Source organism: Lysinibacillus halotolerans (genome assembly GCF_003711845.1).
Classification (GTDB): domain Bacteria; phylum Bacillota; class Bacilli; order Bacillales_A; family Planococcaceae; genus Ureibacillus; species Ureibacillus halotolerans.
The window spans coordinates 41,392-58,721 of the sequence record NZ_RHLQ01000010.1 but is presented as its reverse complement, the minus strand read 5'-3'; the positions used below and the strand labels follow the sequence as shown (position 1 = coordinate 58,721).

22 protein-coding genes are annotated in these 17,330 nt (G+C 35.4%); 20 read left to right on the top strand and 2 right to left on the bottom strand.

Going from position 1 to position 17,330, the window contains the following annotated elements; all coding sequences use genetic code 11:
• The first annotated feature begins 350 nt into the window (after window positions 1–350).
• The 10 genes from EC501_RS06020 (at window position 351) to mtnN (ending at window position 8,862) form a co-directional block, all read left to right on the top strand.
• The gene (locus EC501_RS06020) at window positions 351–659 is read left to right on the top strand and encodes a DUF1292 domain-containing protein (protein ID WP_122971390.1); all 309 of its coding nucleotides are present in this window, start codon (window positions 351–353) and stop codon (window positions 657–659) included.
• Between the two features lie 75 nt (window positions 660–734).
• A complete protein-coding gene (locus EC501_RS06015; protein WP_122971389.1) occupies window positions 735–1,250 on the top strand; it encodes a DUF1292 domain-containing protein in 516 nt (171 codons plus the stop codon).
• Between the two features lie 261 nt (window positions 1,251–1,511).
• On the top strand, window positions 1,512–2,633 hold the full coding sequence (gene mltG, locus EC501_RS06010) for an endolytic transglycosylase MltG (protein ID WP_174232656.1): 1,122 nt from the start codon (window positions 1,512–1,514) through the stop codon (window positions 2,631–2,633).
• 313 nt (window positions 2,634–2,946) lie between these two features.
• Window positions 2,947–3,579, top strand: coding sequence for an O-methyltransferase (locus tag EC501_RS06005; protein WP_122971388.1), 633 nt, complete (start codon window positions 2,947–2,949; stop codon window positions 3,577–3,579).
• A gap of 6 nt (window positions 3,580–3,585) precedes the next feature.
• The gene (locus EC501_RS06000) at window positions 3,586–4,518 is read left to right on the top strand and encodes a peptidase U32 family protein (protein ID WP_122971387.1); all 933 of its coding nucleotides are present in this window, start codon (window positions 3,586–3,588) and stop codon (window positions 4,516–4,518) included.
• A 19-nt stretch (window positions 4,519–4,537) separates the two neighbouring features.
• Complete coding sequence (locus tag EC501_RS05995) at window positions 4,538–5,815, top strand: peptidase U32 family protein (protein WP_122971386.1); 1,278 nt, start codon at window positions 4,538–4,540, stop codon at window positions 5,813–5,815.
• Window positions 5,816–6,454 carry a uridine kinase gene (gene udk / locus EC501_RS05990; RefSeq protein WP_122971385.1) on the top strand — a complete coding sequence of 213 codons (639 nt, stop codon included), beginning with the start codon at window positions 5,816–5,818 and terminating at the stop codon, window positions 6,452–6,454.
• 241 nt (window positions 6,455–6,695) lie between these two features.
• Window positions 6,696–7,181: a transcription elongation factor GreA gene (gene greA / locus EC501_RS05985; RefSeq protein WP_122971384.1), complete on the top strand. Its 486-nt coding sequence runs from the start codon at window positions 6,696–6,698 to the stop codon at window positions 7,179–7,181.
• 202 nt (window positions 7,182–7,383) lie between these two features.
• Window positions 7,384–8,100, top strand: a complete 717-nt coding sequence (locus EC501_RS05980) for a YrrS family protein (protein WP_122971383.1) — start codon at window positions 7,384–7,386, stop codon at window positions 8,098–8,100.
• 69 nt (window positions 8,101–8,169) lie between these two features.
• Window positions 8,170–8,862 carry a 5'-methylthioadenosine/S-adenosylhomocysteine nucleosidase gene (mtnN, locus tag EC501_RS05975; RefSeq protein ID WP_122971382.1) on the top strand — a complete coding sequence of 231 codons (693 nt, stop codon included), beginning with the start codon at window positions 8,170–8,172 and terminating at the stop codon, window positions 8,860–8,862.
• A 255-nt stretch (window positions 8,863–9,117) separates the two neighbouring features.
• Here the strand turns inward: mtnN and sigK are convergent, their stop codons facing one another.
• Window positions 9,118–9,861, bottom strand: a complete 744-nt coding sequence (gene sigK / locus EC501_RS05970; protein WP_122971381.1) for an RNA polymerase sporulation sigma factor SigK — start codon at window positions 9,859–9,861, stop codon at window positions 9,118–9,120.
• A 122-nt stretch (window positions 9,862–9,983) separates the two neighbouring features.
• Window positions 9,984–10,523 (bottom strand): CDP-diacylglycerol--serine O-phosphatidyltransferase, encoded by a 540-nt coding sequence (gene pssA, locus EC501_RS05965; RefSeq protein ID WP_122971380.1) that lies wholly within the window; start codon window positions 10,521–10,523, stop codon window positions 9,984–9,986.
• Window positions 10,524–10,636: 113 nt separating this feature from the next.
• Here pssA and EC501_RS05960 point away from each other — a divergent pair, with 113 nt between their 5' ends.
• From EC501_RS05960 to EC501_RS05915, 10 genes are all read left to right on the top strand, one after another.
• Window positions 10,637–11,419, top strand: coding sequence for a phosphatidylserine decarboxylase (locus EC501_RS05960; protein WP_122971379.1), 783 nt, complete (start codon window positions 10,637–10,639; stop codon window positions 11,417–11,419).
• Window positions 11,420–11,496: 77 nt separating this feature from the next.
• Window positions 11,497–12,015 carry a YqeG family HAD IIIA-type phosphatase gene (locus EC501_RS05955; protein WP_122971378.1) on the top strand — a complete coding sequence of 173 codons (519 nt, stop codon included), beginning with the start codon at window positions 11,497–11,499 and terminating at the stop codon, window positions 12,013–12,015.
• Entirely contained in the window at window positions 12,015–13,118 is a 1,104-nt protein-coding gene (yqeH, locus tag EC501_RS05950; protein ID WP_122971377.1) for a ribosome biogenesis GTPase YqeH, read from the top strand. The genes EC501_RS05955 and yqeH overlap by 1 nt, the downstream gene beginning before the upstream one ends.
• Before the next feature lie 40 nt (window positions 13,119–13,158).
• Window positions 13,159–13,977: a shikimate dehydrogenase gene (gene aroE / locus EC501_RS05945; RefSeq protein WP_122971376.1), complete on the top strand. Its 819-nt coding sequence runs from the start codon at window positions 13,159–13,161 to the stop codon at window positions 13,975–13,977.
• A 16-nt stretch (window positions 13,978–13,993) separates the two neighbouring features.
• Entirely contained in the window at window positions 13,994–14,299 is a 306-nt protein-coding gene (gene yhbY / locus EC501_RS05940) for a ribosome assembly RNA-binding protein YhbY (RefSeq protein WP_122971375.1), read from the top strand.
• Between the two features lie 12 nt (window positions 14,300–14,311).
• On the top strand, window positions 14,312–14,884 hold the full coding sequence (locus EC501_RS05935) for a nicotinate-nucleotide adenylyltransferase (RefSeq protein WP_122971374.1): 573 nt from the start codon (window positions 14,312–14,314) through the stop codon (window positions 14,882–14,884).
• Complete coding sequence (gene yqeK / locus EC501_RS05930) at window positions 14,871–15,434, top strand: bis(5'-nucleosyl)-tetraphosphatase (symmetrical) YqeK (RefSeq protein WP_122971373.1); 564 nt, start codon at window positions 14,871–14,873, stop codon at window positions 15,432–15,434. Before EC501_RS05935 ends, yqeK begins: the two co-directional genes overlap by 14 nt.
• A gap of 29 nt (window positions 15,435–15,463) precedes the next feature.
• Window positions 15,464–15,811 carry a ribosome silencing factor gene (gene rsfS / locus EC501_RS05925; RefSeq protein ID WP_122971372.1) on the top strand — a complete coding sequence of 116 codons (348 nt, stop codon included), beginning with the start codon at window positions 15,464–15,466 and terminating at the stop codon, window positions 15,809–15,811.
• The gene (locus EC501_RS05920; protein WP_122971371.1) at window positions 15,811–16,554 is read left to right on the top strand and encodes a class I SAM-dependent DNA methyltransferase; all 744 of its coding nucleotides are present in this window, start codon (window positions 15,811–15,813) and stop codon (window positions 16,552–16,554) included. The genes rsfS and EC501_RS05920 overlap by 1 nt, the downstream gene beginning before the upstream one ends.
• A gap of 76 nt (window positions 16,555–16,630) precedes the next feature.
• On the top strand, window positions 16,631–17,317 hold the full coding sequence (locus EC501_RS05915) for a helix-hairpin-helix domain-containing protein (RefSeq protein ID WP_338322888.1): 687 nt from the start codon (window positions 16,631–16,633) through the stop codon (window positions 17,315–17,317).
• Window positions 17,318–17,330 lie beyond the last annotated feature (13 nt).

Sequence of the window (17,330 nt, the reverse complement as noted above, 5' to 3'; positions counted from 1 at the left end):
AATTCTCTGCCCCGAAAGCGAAGCGACAGGGGCAAGATACATTCGGTAAAAAGAGCGAATGTTAATTCTCTGCCCCGAAAGCGAAGCGACAGGGGCAAGATACATTCGGTAAAAAGAGCGAATGTTAATTCTCTGCCCCGAAAGCGAAGCGACAGGGGCAAGATACATTCGGTAAAAAGAGCGAATAGTTAGTTCTCTGCCCCGAAAGCGAAGCGACAGGGGCAAGATACATTCGGTAAAAAGAGCGAATGTTAATTCTCTGCCCCGAAAGCGAAGCGACAGGGGCAGAAAATAAATACTAGTGATATAAAGTATATCCAGTTTTAAATTTAATGAAGAGGTGACCAATAATGGTACATGAACACGATCATGAACAACATCGTCATATTACTATCGTCGATGAAAATGGAAACGAACAACTATGCGAAGTGCTACACACTTTCGATTCTGAAGAATTTGGTAAATCCTATGTACTTTATTCATTAGTAGGTGCTGAAGAAGATGATGAAGGTCAAATTGAAATCTTTGCATCATCGTTCGTTCCTTCTGAAAATGGCGAAGATGGAGAATTAGAGCCAATTGAAACAGAAGAAGAATGGGATTTAATTGAAGATGTGTTAAATCAATTAGAAGACCAATTAGATGACGAAGAAGAATAAGAAGTAAAATAAATATTATAATAAAAAAGGTAGGCTCATTTTGCCTACCTTTTTTAAATAGTAGGAGGTACATGAATGGACGATCAATTATTTAAGCTTCAATTAGAGGATGGCTCTGAACAATTATGTAAAGTGGTTATTACATTTGATACAGATGATCAATCCTACGTTTTATATTCTTTAGTGGATGAAGAGGGGAATGAAAGCGAAGAAATTTCAGCCCTTCGTTATGAATTGGGAGACAATGGTGAAATGACGAATTTTTCTTCCCTTGAAACAGAAGAAGAATGGGATATGGTAGATGAAGTATTAAATACGTTAATTGCTGAATTTGGTGAAGATGGTAATTATTTTACGATTTCTGATGAAAACGGTGAGGAAATTGTTTGTGAAGTTATCCATCGTTTTGAATTAGAAGAATTTAATAAGTCGTATATTCTTTATACCTTTGCAGATCAAGAAGAAGTAGGGGAAATTTATGCAGCTGCATATATTCCAGGAGAGAACGGGGAAGTTCTTGATTTACTGCCAATTGAAAAGGAAGAAGAATGGAAACAGGTTGAAAAAGAAGTAGAAGCTTTAAGTGAATAGTAATGATAAAAACGTTATGACTCTCATAGCGTTTTTTTGTATTAAAAAATTTTTGTAGATAAAACATATTGCTCCTTTAGTTCCAGTAGGTACTCGTCGCAAATGAACATTACTCAAACTCAAGTTTTGAGAAGGAATATTTAACGCCTGTCGCAAGCTTTCGGCGCAGATAAACCATGTCTCTAACCCGTAAGAGACATGTTTTATTGTCACCATTTGTATTTTCTTGTATCATATTAGGAGATGTGAGGGGGTACGCTAGTGGATAGTGATTCTAAAAAACAGAAAATGATAGAGAAATTAAACGTACGAAAATCAGAAGGAAGAGTTGTAAGACGGATTGTAACGATTGTGACGCTTGCTATTTTGTTAATTGTATTGGTAGTAGGTGTTAGTGGGTTTTTCTATGTGAAATCTGCTATGAAACCAATTGATCCTGAGGCAACTGCTGAGATTGAAGTAGAAATTCCAATGGGTTCAGGGATAACAATAATTTCTAGTATTTTAGAAGAAAAGAAGGTTATCAAAGATGCCCGAGTTTTTAAATATTATACAAAGTTTAAAAATGCAACGAATTTTCAGGCTGGTAACTATGTCATGACTCAAGCAATGACTTTTGATGAAATTATCGAAAGCTTGAAGACTGGGAAAGTATATCGAGAACCTTTATTTACCCTTACCATTCCAGAAGGTTTGACGTTAGAGCAAATATCTAAAATTGTTGAAAAACATACAAATTATACGGCTGAACAGTTTATGGAAAAGGTAACAAATAAAGAATTTATTCAAAACATGATGGGGACATTCCCTGATTTAATTACGGAAGAAGTTTTTAATGAAAACATTCGCTTTGCCCTTGAAGGATATTTATATCCTGCAACTTATTCCTTCTATGAAGAAAATCCGTCATTAGATGATATTATTAAAATGATGATTTCTCAAACAAATGATATTGTTGTGGAGTATAGTGCATTGCTACAGGAAAAAGAAATGACACCACATCAATTATTAACCTTTGCCTCTCTTTTAGAAGAAGAAGCAACAGCACAGACGGATCGAGCAACTATTGCGAGTGTATTTTATAATCGTTTAGATGCAGATATGCCTTTGCAAACAGATCCAACTGTACTTTATGCATTAGGTTCCCATAAAGAACGGGTTTTATATGAAGATTTAGAAGTGGACAACCCTTATAACACGTATAAAAATCCGGGGTTACCACCTGGACCGATTGCCAATGCAGGAAAAGTTTCAATTGAATCTGCCCTTAGTCCGACCGATACTGACTATTTATATTTCTTAGCGGATAAAGAAGGAAACAATCACTTTGCCAAAACATACGATGAACATTTGAAAAATATAGACCAATATTTACAACAATAATAGTAATTCCATAACAGTATGACATAATCAGAAGGAAACGAACGTTTTTTTGGAGAGTATAGAAAAAATAGAGTTGAAACTTTTTTCTATACTCCACAATAAAGATTATTCGCTTTCCTTCTGTTTTCGTGATATTATAAGTTGTGATTTTTTGTATTCATTGAAGAAAGAGATTTGCAACGTAACAACGAATCTTTCGTTTTTTTACGATTGATTTTTTGTTTTATCGTATAGTAAGTCTTTAAGCCAAATATAATGTTTGGTTTTTTCTTTTTAACGATTTTATTTTTCTTATAAAAAAGGGGTTCACATAATGGAATTTTCTGATGCTTATATAGAATCCTTTATTCAACCACGCAATGCGTTATTAATGGAGATGGAAAGTTTTGCAAAGGAACATCATGTGCCGATTATGCAACTGCCTGCCATTGATGTCTTAAACCAACTCCTTCGAATCCAAAATCCATCTAGCATATTGGAGATAGGAACTGCAATTGGTTATTCTGCATTAAGGATGGCAGAAACATTACCGAATTGTAGTATTGTGACGATTGAAAGGGATTCCGAACGAGTCAATCTTGCAAAAGAATTTATTGCACGATCAGAAGTATCAAATCGAATTACGGTAATCGAAGGCGATGCGTTAGAAGTGGATGTTGAAACAATTCAATCTACTTTTGATGCTGTTTTTATTGATGCCGCAAAAGGCCAAAATATTCGTTTCTTTGAAAAATTCGCACCACTAGTTCCGCCGGGTGGTATTTTGTATATCGACAATATATACATGCACGGTCTGTCGGATTTAGATATTAAAGAAGTTCCCCGGCGTAAAAGAACGATGATTCGTAATTTAAAACATTTCACTGACTGGATTATGCAAAATCCTAATTATGATAGTACATTTTTTCCTGTTGGTGATGGCTTATTAATTTGTTTGAAGAGGTGACAAGTAATGAAAAAACCTGAATTATTAGTTACGCCAAAATCGATACCACATATTAAAGAGTTAATTCTAGCAGGCGCAGATGCATTTGTCATTGGCGAGCAACAATTTGGTCTGCGTTTAGCAGGTGAATTTTCCGTTAGCCAAGTAGAAGAAGCAACAAAGCTAATTCATGAGGCTGGTAAAAAAGTGTATGTTGCAGTAAATGCACTTTTCCACAATGACCGTCTAGAGGCTTTAGATGAATACTTAAAAGAGATGCAAAGAATAGGTGTAGACGCATTAATATTTGGTGACCCTGCCGTAGTCGTATCAGTACGTGAGCTAGGGATTACGATACCACTTCATTGGAATCCTGAAACAATTGCGACGAACTGGTTCCAAGCGAACTATTGGGGAGAACGTGGGGCAAAACGTGCTGTGTTAGCCCGTGAACTTTCTTTAGACGAAGTGTTAGAAATAAAAGAACATGCAAAACCAGAAATAGAAGTACAAGTTCATGGAATGACATGTATGTTCCAATCAAAACGTTCGCTATTAGGGAACTATTTCTTATATCGCGGAGAAGTAATGGAAGTTGAAAATCGGAAAGAAAATAAAAATATGTTCCTTCATGATAAAGAACGTAAAAATAAATATCCGATTTACGAAGATTTAAATGGAACACACATTTTCTCTCCTAACGATATGTGTCTTATCGATGAATTAACGGAGCTATTTGAAGCGGGAATTGATTCATTGAAATTTGATGGTGTACTCCAAACAGAGGAATATATCGTGACTGTAACTAATTGTTATCGCCAAGCAATTGATGCCTATTTCGATCAAGGTGAAGATGCTTATGATGACTTGAAAAATAAGCTATTAGAGCGAATTGAAATCATTCAACCAAAATTACGTCCATTAGATACAGGATTTATCTTTAAAGAAACAGTGTATTAAGGAAGGAGCGGCATTTGCCTTGTTTCAATTAATAGAAAACGAAAAAATTCGTGAGACGGTTAATGGTAAACGTGTTATTACAAAAAAACCTGAACTATTAGCACCAGCAGGCAGCTTAGAAAAATTAAAAGTAGCCGTTCATTACGGAGCTGATGCTGTCTTTATTGGTGGCCAAGAATTTGGTTTACGTTCCAACGCAAACAATTTTACAATCGAAGAGATGCGTGAAGGTGTAGAATTTGCAAAAAATTATGGCGCTGTTGTGTATGTAACGACGAACATTTTTGCCCATAATGAAAATATGGCTGGTCTAGAAGAGTATTTACAGGACATTGAAGATGCGGGAGTTAGAGGAATTATTGTAGCGGACCCATTTATTATTGAAACATGTCGTCGTGTAGCTCCTAAATTAGAAATTCATCTATCTACACAGCAATCCCTTTCCAATTGGAAAGCGGTTAAGTATTGGAAGCAAGAAGGGCTTCATCGCGTTGTGTTAGCCCGTGAAGTAGGCGCAGAAGAAATGAGCAAAATGAAAGAAGAAGTGGATATTGAAATTGAAGCTTTTGTTCACGGTGCGATGTGTATTGCCTATTCTGGCCGTTGTGTATTATCTAACCATATGACAGCTCGGGATTCAAATCGTGGAGGATGCTGCCAGTCATGCCGTTGGGATTATGACTTATATGAAGAAGTAGATGGCGAAGAAAAAGCGTTGTTTAACGAAGGAGACGCGCCGTTTGCAATGAGTCCAAAAGATTTAAAATTAATTGAATCTATTCCCCATATGATTGAACTTGGCATTGATTCGTTAAAAGTGGAAGGACGTATGAAATCCATTCACTACATTGCCACTGTTATTTCTGTTTATCGTAAAGTGATTGATGCCTATTGCGCGGATCCAGAAAACTTTAAAATTAAAAAAGAGTGGTTAGAAGAGTTGGATCGTTGCGCTAACCGTGCCACTGCATCAAGCTTCTTTGAAGGAGAACCAAGTTTTGAGCAACAAATGTTTGGCACTCATGCGACGAAATTAAAATGGGACTTTGCAGGCCTTGTCCTTGATTATGATCAAGAAAGTCAAATCGTCACTTTACAGCAAAGAAATTACTTCAAGCAAGGTGATACGGTTGAATTTTTCGGACCTGATATTGAATCATTTAAAATGGAAGTTGGACAAATTTGGGATGAAAAGGGTAATGAGATCGAAGTAGCAAATCATCCGTTACAAATTGTAAAATTCAAAGTGGATCGCCCATTGTTCCAATACAACATGATGCGAAAGGAGAATAAATAAATGTCCAAAAAGCGCCCTTTAGTAATAGGGATTGCGGGTGGTTCATGTTCAGGGAAAACTAGTGTGACACATGCCATTTATGATGTATTCAGAGAACACTCTGTTGTAGTTATAGAGCAAGATTATTACTATAAAAACCAAAGCCATTTAACTTTTGAAGAACGTTTGAAAACGAATTATGATCATCCACTAGCATTCGATAATGATCTACTGCTAGAGCATTTAAATCGTTTATTACAAAGAAAAGCAATTGATAAACCAGTATATGATTATGTGAATCATACTCGTGCAGAGGAAGTAATTCATGTAGATCCGAAGGACGTTATTATCCTTGAAGGTATTTTAGTTCTGGAAGATAAACGTCTACGTGATTTAATGGATATTAAATTGTTTGTTGATACTGATTCAGATTTACGTATAATTCGACGTATTGAGCGAGATATTAAAGAACGAGGAAGAACAATTGATTCAGTAATCGATCAATATTTAACGGCAGTTCGTCCAATGCATAATTTATTCATCGAACCGACTAAGCGCTATGCTGATGTTATTATTCCAGAAGGTGGAGAAAATGAAGTAGCCATCGACTTAATGGTAACAAAAATTAAAACAATTCTTGAAACTATGTCGATTGTGTAATATGATGAGTTAGTATTGGAATTTTATAGAACTTGAAGAAAAATATATAATATTACTAATAAATTCGGTTATTAGTTAAGTGGATAAAAGTACTTCTATTGGTTACTTTTCTCTCATATGCTTAATTACTAACCGGGTTTTATTATTACACTTTAAAAAAGAAAACGATTGCATTTTCATGTATAAGGTGTATAGTATTGTTTCAAGTAAAATATTGTTAGTATTTAAGGAGTGAAATGTCTTGTCAAATGAAAAACAATATCCAATGACATTAGCAGGAAAACAAAAATTAGAAGAAGAATTAGAATATTTAATAACAGTTAAACGTAAAGAAGTAGTAGAGCGCATTAAAATTGCTCGAAGCTTTGGAGATTTATCAGAGAACTCTGAATATGATTCAGCAAAAGAAGAACAAGGTTTTGTAGAAGGACGTATTTCAGCAATTGAATCAATGCTACGAAATGCATTAATTATAGAGGAATCTGAGGGCGAAAGTGATATCGTAACTTTAGGGAAAACAATTACGTTTGTTGAACTTCCTGATGGCGATGAAGAAGAATATACAATCGTTGGTTCAGCTGAGGCAGATCCATTTGAAGGACGTATTTCAAACGATTCACCGATTGCGAGAGCATTACTTGGCCATAAGGTAGATGATATCGTAAAATTAACTACACCTGGTGGAGACATGGAAGTACGCATCGTTTCCATTAAAACAGCAAAATAGTTCTACCATCCTTTCAACTGGCTTAATATACATAGCCATTCGAATTTGGAAAACATAGAAGAGTCGACGAATTTTACTGATTTGTCGACTTTTTCATTTCGTTTAAATTTCTAACAAGAATATTAAATAATGGGGTATTTAATGGTTTTCAAATGGAATATTGATACAATAAAAGTAATGGTGTAAAGGAGGATTCAATCGTATGTCTAAAAAAGGACAGGAATCTTTAACACGCTCAAATAAGCGGCGTAAAAAGACAAAGAGCAAAATGGATCGCCTCTTAAATATATTAATTGCTGTTGTTTCAATACTCATTATTTTAAACTTAGTGATTGTTCTAAATGATGATTCTGAAAAAGAAGAAAAAACTGAGGTAGCTCAAGAAAATAAAAATAATAGTAGCGATAATATGAAAGAGAATGAAGATACTAATCAAACAGATAACAACTCTTCTGATAAGGACGATGATGGAGAGGCTCTGGAAGGGGATTCTTCCCAATCGGAGGATAATCAAGATAGTACGGAATCTGACTCTGGAAAAGCAGAAGACGATAAAGAGACAAGTGAAGCCAAATTGATCGTACAAAGTTCGAACGATCCAATAGTAGAACAAGTTATTACGAATCCAAGCTGGGATGTTACGCCAACAAAGCAAAGCGGCGAACATGTATCGGCCTATGAAGAAGGGCATATTGATTACGAGGAAAAATTAAAAACGATTCGAAATGCTGTACAATTAGATGAAAATAATATCATTTATTGGTCAGTAAAAAATAATGGTAGTGCCGATAGTTCAGTTGCCGTCGTTTCAAACAATGATAAAACAGAAAAATATCGAGTTTATATTGAATGGGTTCAAAATGAAGGTTGGAAGCCTGTGAAGGTTGAGAAACTGAAAAAATTAGAAGGTACCTATTAGTTTTTCGTTGACGTATGGCCACTTATTCTTTATCTTAGTATAAGTGTCAATTATTGGAGGGATATCGGAATGAAAATTGCCGTCATTGGTGCAATGGAAGAAGAAGTAGAATTATTAAGAAATGCACTTGCAAATACAGAAACGACAACGATTGCGAACAGCGAATATACAACAGGTACATATAATGATAAAGAAGTGGTTTTATTAAAAAGTGGAATAGGAAAAGTAAATGCAGCGATGTCGACTACTGCGTTACTATATGAGTTTAAACCGGATGTGGTCATTAACACTGGATCTGCTGGTGGATATGATCCATCATTAGAAGTTGGAGCTATTGTCATTTCAGATGAAGTACGCCATCACGATGTGGATGTAACGATTTTTAATTATGAAATGGGTCAAGTACCCCAATTACCTGCAGCTTTTAAATCCGATGAACGGTTAATGAAACTGGCTGAAGAGGCTGTTACAGAGATTGGAGAACATCAATATGCGGTAGGACTTATTTGTTCGGGTGATTCCTTTATGAACGACCCTGAGCGTGTTGAAAAGGTAAGAACGTACTTTCCACAAATGAAAGCTGTAGAAATGGAAGCTGCTGCCGTTGCGCAAGTTTGTTATCAATTTGATACACCGTTTGTTGTCATTAGAGCATTATCTGATATAGCAGGGAAGGAATCGAATATTAGTTTTGATGAATTTTTACCTGTTGCAGCAAAACATTCTACGGAAATTGTCTTAAAAACGATTGATAAGTTGTAATGGTTTGTTAAATAAACGTCTTGACGCTTCAGAAATAGACAAAGTAATATAGAAATATGAATGTAATGGGAGGTTAACCAATGTTATATCTTATGGGTGGTTCTGTAGTTATCACTGCAATTTTAGGTATTTTAATTTATTTTGGTGCGAATGATTCACACGTACATCATTAATGAAAAGGCTCATTAAGGTTAAATAACAACCATTAATGAGCTTTTTTTATGGTGAGATTTTATCAGTTGTTCATTGGGAGATTCAGTTTAAATGGGTGGCATCATTTTCTGATTTTCGATTTTCCTTTTCCGCTTGATTATGTTTAAATTGTTGGTAAAGTTTAACGAGGGCTCGTTTTTCAATCCGCGAAACATAACTTCGGGAAATTTTTAATTTTTTTGCGATTTCTTTTTGAGTTAATGGATCGTTATTGTTTAGTCCATAACGATAGACGATAATTTCCAATTCTCGAGGTTCAAGGGTATTTAGGTAGGAATAGAGTTGTTCAAAACTTTCTTTTTGTTCAATTTTATCGATAGCGGGTTGTTCATCTAGTTGTAATAAGTCGCGAATTTGTAATGATTGTCCTTCTTTATCTACGCCAATTGGTTCAAACAAGGAAACATCTTTTTGAACTTTTTTTTGTGCTCTTAAATGCATTAAAATTTCATTTTCAATACAACGGGCAGCATATGTGGCTAGACGTGTTTTTTTATCAGGCGTATAACTACTCACAGCTTTCATCAGACCAATTGTACCAATGGATATATAATCGTCTAGTTGTTCGTGCTGCGGATGGAATTTCTTGACGACATGAGCGACAAGTCTCATATTTCTTTCAATTAAATCGAGACGTGCTTGTTCATCACCTGCCATGAAGCGTTCGATACATTTGGCTTCTTCTTCTTTCGTAAAAGGTCGGTGAAAAGCCTGCCCCTTTAAATACCCAAGAAATGACGGAATGTCTAGCCAAAGCTGCATTAGTGATGCAAAAATTCCACTCAATCACGTCATCCTTTCTGCCTTTTTCGACATTATATGATAAACTTTTCGAGAAAATGAAAGGTATATGGGATATAAACATAAAAAAACGATGCAATCATTTAGATTTGATGCATCGTGTTTCATTATAATTTTTTTAATGAAAAGGTACTTACCATCAAAATGGAAAGTATCGGGTAGACAAATAAGTAAAAGGGCGGATTCACTACGGGTATTAGGAAATAGGATACTGTAAGAATTGTACCTGCAGCCGTAATTGGTAAACCTACAAAATAACAGTTGGATTCAGTTATGTTAAATCGTGCCAGACGGAACGCGCCGCAAGCAATATAGAAAATCGTAATAATCATTCCTAATGTACCAAAGTCATTTAAAATGCATTCATACATTAAAAGGGCTGGTGCGACACCGAACGAAATAATGTCACCCATCGAGTCTAATTGTTTACCAAGTTCCGATTCTTGATTAAATTTCCGAGCTACCTTACCGTCATAACGGTCGAGGAAAGCAGCTATAAATATAAATAATACGCTATAACTATATGATTCATTTAATGTCGCCATAATAGAAGCGCCACCAAATGACAAATTACATAAAGTAATTAGATTAGCAGCGTGCGATTTAATTTTTTTAATCGTGGAATCCACCATATGTAGAAGAAACATGGGGAAACACTCCTTTGCGCTAATTATATTTCTATATTATACTTCGAAACAGTACAAATTGTAAGTCATTCATTTTTTCTTAAAAATTAAGAATTTATTTATAGGGGGTTTATATGAAAGAAAAAATATATCAATACTTGATTGAACTGACGAATGGAAAATACAGCTCCCTGATGTTAAAAAAACTTGTCTCATCCTCATTTAGTAAAAAGTTTATTCGTGAGTATAGTAAAGTATACGGAATAGATGTCTCTGAGGTTTCAAGAGAACTACATAGTTTTGAAAGTTTACAAGATTTTTTCACAAGACAGTTAAAAGAGGATGCCAGACCAATAAATCAACATGACAAAACGTTCATTAGTCCAGTAGATGCAAAAATTGAATCGTTCGGTGAAATAGAAGATGGTGCTGTTTTTAGTGTAAAAGGCAAGCCTTATACGTTGTTTGACTTATTAGGGAAAGAACAAATGGTTGAAAAATATAAAAAAGGAAAATATATTGTTTTTTACTTAAGTCCTGCCAATTATCATCGAATTCATAGTCCGTTAGATGGTACGGTTATTCGTCAATACTTTCTTGGAAATAAATCGTATCCAGTCAATCAATTAGGGTTAACATATGGCAAAAAGCCGATTAGCCATAATTATCGTATGATTAATGAAATTCAAATTCAAAATAATAAATACTTTACCCTTGTGAAAGTTGGCGCAATGTTTGTTAATTCCATTACTTTGACGAATGTGTCCACTTCTTGGAAAAAGGGCGAAGAAATCGGTTATTTCGGTTTTGGATCAACGGTTGTCATGTTATTTGAAGAAAATGTTGTTACTTTTACAAACAATGTACAAAAAGGACATGCCGTGAAAATGGGAGAACCGATTGCAACTATGCTATAATCGACTAATAAAGAGAACCTTTATAAATAGAGGTAATATCATCCAATACTTATAGATATTATGAAGGAGTTAAGGCTTTGTATAATTTTTTATTACCAAAAGAATTTGTCTCAAGTGTATTTGAAATTACACCAGAAAAATTAGAAGCACTCAACATTAAAGGCATTATTACAGATTTAGATAATACTTTAATTGAATGGGATCGACCAGATGCAACGGAAGAGATTGCAGCTTGGATGAAAATGATGCAAGACGCAGGAATTCGTATTATTATTGCCTCTAATAACAATGAAGAACGGGTAAAACGTTTTGCTGAACCGCTAGGAATTCCATTTATTTTCCGGGCTCGAAAACCATTAGGAGCTGCCTATTTTGCTGCTATGAAACAAATTCGCTTAAAAAGTAATGAAGTGGCAATGGTTGGGGATCAATTATTAACGGATATTATGGGTGCTAACCGTTTAAAATTATATACTTTTTTAGTCCGTCCGGTTGCAGAATCGGATGGCTTTGTTACGCGTTTTAATCGTTTCGTAGAACGTCGAGTGTTTAATACGTTAAAACGCAAAGGAATTAAAACTTGGGAGGAACAGTAATGAGTGAAATGCCAAACTGCATTGGCTGTGGAGCAATTATACAAACAGAAAATCCGAAAGAGGTAGGTTATGCACCTCCTTCTTCATTAGAAAAGGAAACCGTTATATGCCAACGTTGTTTCCGATTGAAAAATTACAATGAAATTCAACCGGTAAGTTTAACCGATGACGACTTTTTACGTATATTAAACGGCCTTGGAGAACAGCAAGGGTTAATCGTAAAAATCGTTGATATTTTTGATTTTAATGGCAGTTGGTTACCAGGCTTGCACCGATTTGTCGGAAAAAATCAAGTTTTACTTGTGGCGAATAAAGCCGATTTATTGCCAAAGTCTGTAAAACCGAAAAAAGTTATTAATTGGTTAAAACGGGAAGCAAAAGCGTTAGGATTACAACCGATTGATGTAATGCTTGTTAGTGCCCATAAAGGGTTCGGAATGGAAGAAGTAGTAGATGCTATTGAAACGTTAAGAAAAGGTCAAGACGTATTCGTAGTAGGCTGTACAAATGTAGGGAAATCTACTTTCATTAACCGTATTATTAAACAGGCAACGGGAGAAGGCAATGTCATTACAACATCCCATTTCCCTGGAACAACGCTAGATATGATTGAAATTCCGCTAGATGATGGTTCAGCCCTTTATGACACGCCGGGTATTATTAACCATCATCAAATGGCCCATCATATCGATTCAAGTGAATTGAAATATATAATGCCGAAAAAAGAAATTAAACCGAAAGTATATCAACAAAATGAAGGTCAAACTTTATTTATCGGGGCTCTTGCTCGATTTGATTTCATAAAGGGTGATCGCTCTGCTTTTACAATCTATGCAGCAAATGACCTACCAATTCATCGTACTAAGTTGGAGAAGGCAGATACTTTATATATGGAACATAAAGGGGAACTCCTTTCACCACCTTCTGAAAAATATATTGATCAATTACCAGAATTAGTTCGTCATGAATTTGCTATAAAAGAAGGGAAAACCGATGTGGTTATTTCCGGTCTTGGGTGGATTACAGTCCAACATCCGAATGTAGTTGTTGCAGCTCATGCACCAAAGGGTGTTGAAGTATTTATTCGACCATCGTTAATTTAAAAAATGAAACGTATTGCTTATGGATGGGGAGGTTGAACAAATGAAGAAATGGTTTGCTGTTATTGGGGACCCGATTGCCCATTCCAAATCACCGAATATGCACAATACTTGGTTTGAAGAAATGAATATAGATGCGACATATATACCGATTCATGTAAAAGGTGATGAGTTAGAAAAAGCGGTCGCAGCTTTAAAAACATTAGGTGTTAGTGGATGGAATATCACCATTCCCCATAAACAAACGATTATTCCGTTTTTAGATGAACTTGATCCAATAGCTGAAAAAATGGCTGCAGTGAACACGGTCGTTGTCCAAGATGGAAAGTTAAAAGGATACAATACGGATGGAGCAGGTTTTGTTCATTCCCTTGAAGAAGCGATAGGACAACAAAAACAAAGTGAAGTTCTAATCATTGGATCAGGTGGAGCAGCCCGCGGAATTGCCTTTGCGTTACAACAGTATGGATATCACAATTTAACGATTACGAATAGAACCGTTTCAAAAGCAGAAAAAATAGTGAATGAATTAGGGGAAGGACGGGCACTTTCTATAGAAGAAGCAGAAAATTCCTTGGACCGTTTTAACATTCTCATTCAATGTACTTCTGCCGGCTTAGCGAATACGGATTTTAAATTGCCGTTATCCCTTGAAAAATTACAAGAGGGAGCATTTGTGGCGGATATTGTGTATAATCCATTAATGACACCATTTTTATTGGAGGCCGAAAAAAGGAAGGCAACAATTATTAATGGTCTTGGCATGTTTGTCCATCAAGGAGCAATCGCTTTTCAACATTGGTTAGGACAATATCCAAATACAAATTTAATGATAAAAAGATTAACTGAAGAATTACTTTAGGAGGAAATTTTATTTTATGCTTACAGGCAAACAGAAAAGATTTTTACGAGCAGAAGCACACCATTTAACACCGATATTCCAAGTAGGTAAAGGTGGCGTTAATGACCAAATGCTTCGTCAATTACGGGATGCACTAGAGGCACGTGAATTAATTAAAGTGCGTATTTTAGATAATTGTGAAGATGAAAAAAACGAAGTAGCGGAAAGCTTAGCAACTGGAACTGGTGCAGAACTTGTACAGTTAATCGGTTTAACAGTTGTTTTATATAAAGAATCTCGTAACAATAAAAAAATTGTGTTACCTAAAGAGAGTAAAAAGTAAGGTGTTATGCCTATGAAAAAAGTTGGCATCTTAGGAGGAACCTTTAATCCTCCCCATATTGGACATTTAATAATGGCGAACGAAGCCTTTGATGCCCTTCAACTTGATGAAGTCCGGTTTATGCCAAATGCCATTGCACCCCATAAACAATTTGTCGATGATGCCTCGATGGAAAATCGTCTACGTATGGTAGAGCTTGCCATCGAGCCATACGATCATTTCAAGGTTGAAAAGATTGAATTTGAGCTCGGCGGTGTATCTTATACGTATCATACAATGGTTGAATTATGTAAGAGGGAGCCAGATGTACAATTTTATTTTATCATCGGTGGCGATATGATTGATTCGTTACATACATGGTATAAAATTGACGAATTGGTAAAACTGATTCAATTTGTTGGATTGAAACGTCCTGGCACCCAATCGTCTTCTACATATGATGTGAAAATGGTGGAGGCGCCTGAATTGGATTTATCTTCAACGTTAATAAGAAAGCGTATTAAAACAGGTGGTACATTAAAATTTTTACTACCTGATAGCGTTGAAGCTTATATTCGAAAGGAAGGTCTATATGGAGCGCAGTGATTATTTATCGGCAATTAAAACACGTATGCCTGAAAAAAGATATATTCATACTATTGGTGTAATGGAAACAGCCATTTTCTTAGCAGAAAAGTACGGTGAAGATGTAAAATCAGCTGAAGTTGCTGCCATTTTACATGACATCGCGAAGTATGCTGATGAAGAATGGATGAATCAAATAGTAAAAGAAAAATGTCTTGATGAACGATTATTAGGCTGGGGTTCAGAAATTTTACATGGACCTGTTGGGGCATGGATTGCTCAAACTGAATTTAATATTACAAACGAAGATATTTTAAATGCCATCCGTTTCCATACAACAGGTCGGGCAAATATGTCCAAATTAGAAAAAATTATTTACATTGCTGATATGATTGAACCAAATCGGAAATTTGATCGAGTAGATGAATTAAGGCAAATGGCAAATGCTGACTTGGATGAAGCAATGAAAGCATGTATTTGCCATACGATTTCATTTTTAGTCCATACCGAGCAAGCAATTTTTCCGGTTTCAATAGAGTGCTATAATGATGTAATTTCAAAAAATGCATAGAGCGTTTATAAAGAGAGGAAAAGTGGAGAATGACAGAATCTTTATTACAAATTGTATATAAAGCATTAGATGATAAAAGAGCAGAGGATATTGTTGTATTAAATATGCAAAATATTTCTTTGTTAGCTGATTACTTTTTAATTTGTAACGGTAATTCAGATCGACAAGCACAAGCTATTGCACGAGAAGTTCAAGAAAAGGCCCAAGAAAATGGTTATGAAATTAAACGTATCGAAGGGTTTGACTCTGCGCGTTGGATTTTAGTGGACCTTGGGGATGTTGTAGTGCATATTTTCCATAAAGATGAACGAGCATTTTATAATTTAGAACGATTATGGGGAGATGCTCCTCAATTAGATATGCCGGCTGCTGAGTGATGACGAACAGTTATAGTCGTTTTGCATCCGTTTATAATCAGCTAATGGAAGACATTCCCTATGATCAATATGTTCATTGGATACAAACCTTTGCTCCAAGCGATAAATATCCAAAGTTGTTGGATGTCGCTTGTGGAACAGGGACACTCTCCTTACTATTTCATCAAGCAGGGTATAAGGTCAGTGGCATTGATTTGTCAGAAGAGATGTTATCGGTTGCCCAAGAACGGTTTGATTCTGAAGGGGTAGATATCCCGTTATTTGCGATGTCAATGGATGAACTAGATGGTTTTTCTGAACTGGATGTCGTAACGATTCCGATTGATTCCATTAATTATTTAGTGGAACAAGATGCTTGTTTAGAAACGTTCAAACGAATTTATACACAACTTCGGGATGGTGGACAATTATTTTTTGATGTTCACTCCCTTTATAAAATGGATTTTATTTTTATGGAAAGTCCTTTTACGTATGATGATGGAGAAATTATGTATCTTTGGTATACCGAACAAGGTGAGTTTGACCATTCTGTATATCATCAAATGACGTTTTTCGTGAAAGATGAGAACAGTGGTTTATATGAGCGCTTCGATGAGGAACATTTCCAACGAACTTATCCATGGGAAATGTATGTTAAATGGTTAAAAGAAGTCGGCTTTTCGGAAGTTTCAGTTACAGCTGATTGGTCACAACAAAGTCCTTCAGAGGAAAGTGAACGAATTTTTATACGTGCAATGAAATAAAGAAAACATCTTTTCAACAGAAGGTAATTTATGTATATTATTGTTATACTCCATATGATTACCTTCTGGAGAAGAGGTGTTTTTTATATTCCAGAAAGTATTAAAGAAATATGGAAAGACAATGCTGTTCCCCGGTATTGTCGTTATCGTTCTCCTTTATTTATTCCTTCAACAAGAAGATTCTACGAAAGAATCCTATACGATTTCAACGATTCCACAAGAACAAACTGAACAATTCAATAGTAATGAGCAACAACAAATAAAAGATAAGGCAAAAGAGAAAGAAATTACTGAAGAAGAACTTAAAACAGAAAAGATTTTAGTAGATGTAAAAGGTGCTGTAAAATATCCAGGTGTCTATGAACTTACGATGGAAAATCGGGTTATTGATGCAATTGAGCTAGCGGGTGGCTACACAGAAGAGGCGGAAACGAAGGCAATTAACCATGCCCAAAAGCTACAAGATGAAATGGTCATCTTTGTTCCTAAAATAGGTGAAGTTATAGAAAATAGTTTGTCAGGCGGGATTGCAACAAGTGTCCCATCCCAAAATAGTGGGAACACAAATGATAAAGTGAATATTAATAATGCGGATGAAGCTACATTAACGACCCTTCCAGGCATAGGACCGTCCAAAGCCCAGGCGATTATTAGTTATCGAGAAGAAAATGGTCCCTTTGAATCGATTGATGAATTAAAAAATGTCTCTGGTATTGGAGATAAAACGTTCGAAAAGTTAATGGATTTAATTGATATAAAATAAACATTTCAACATT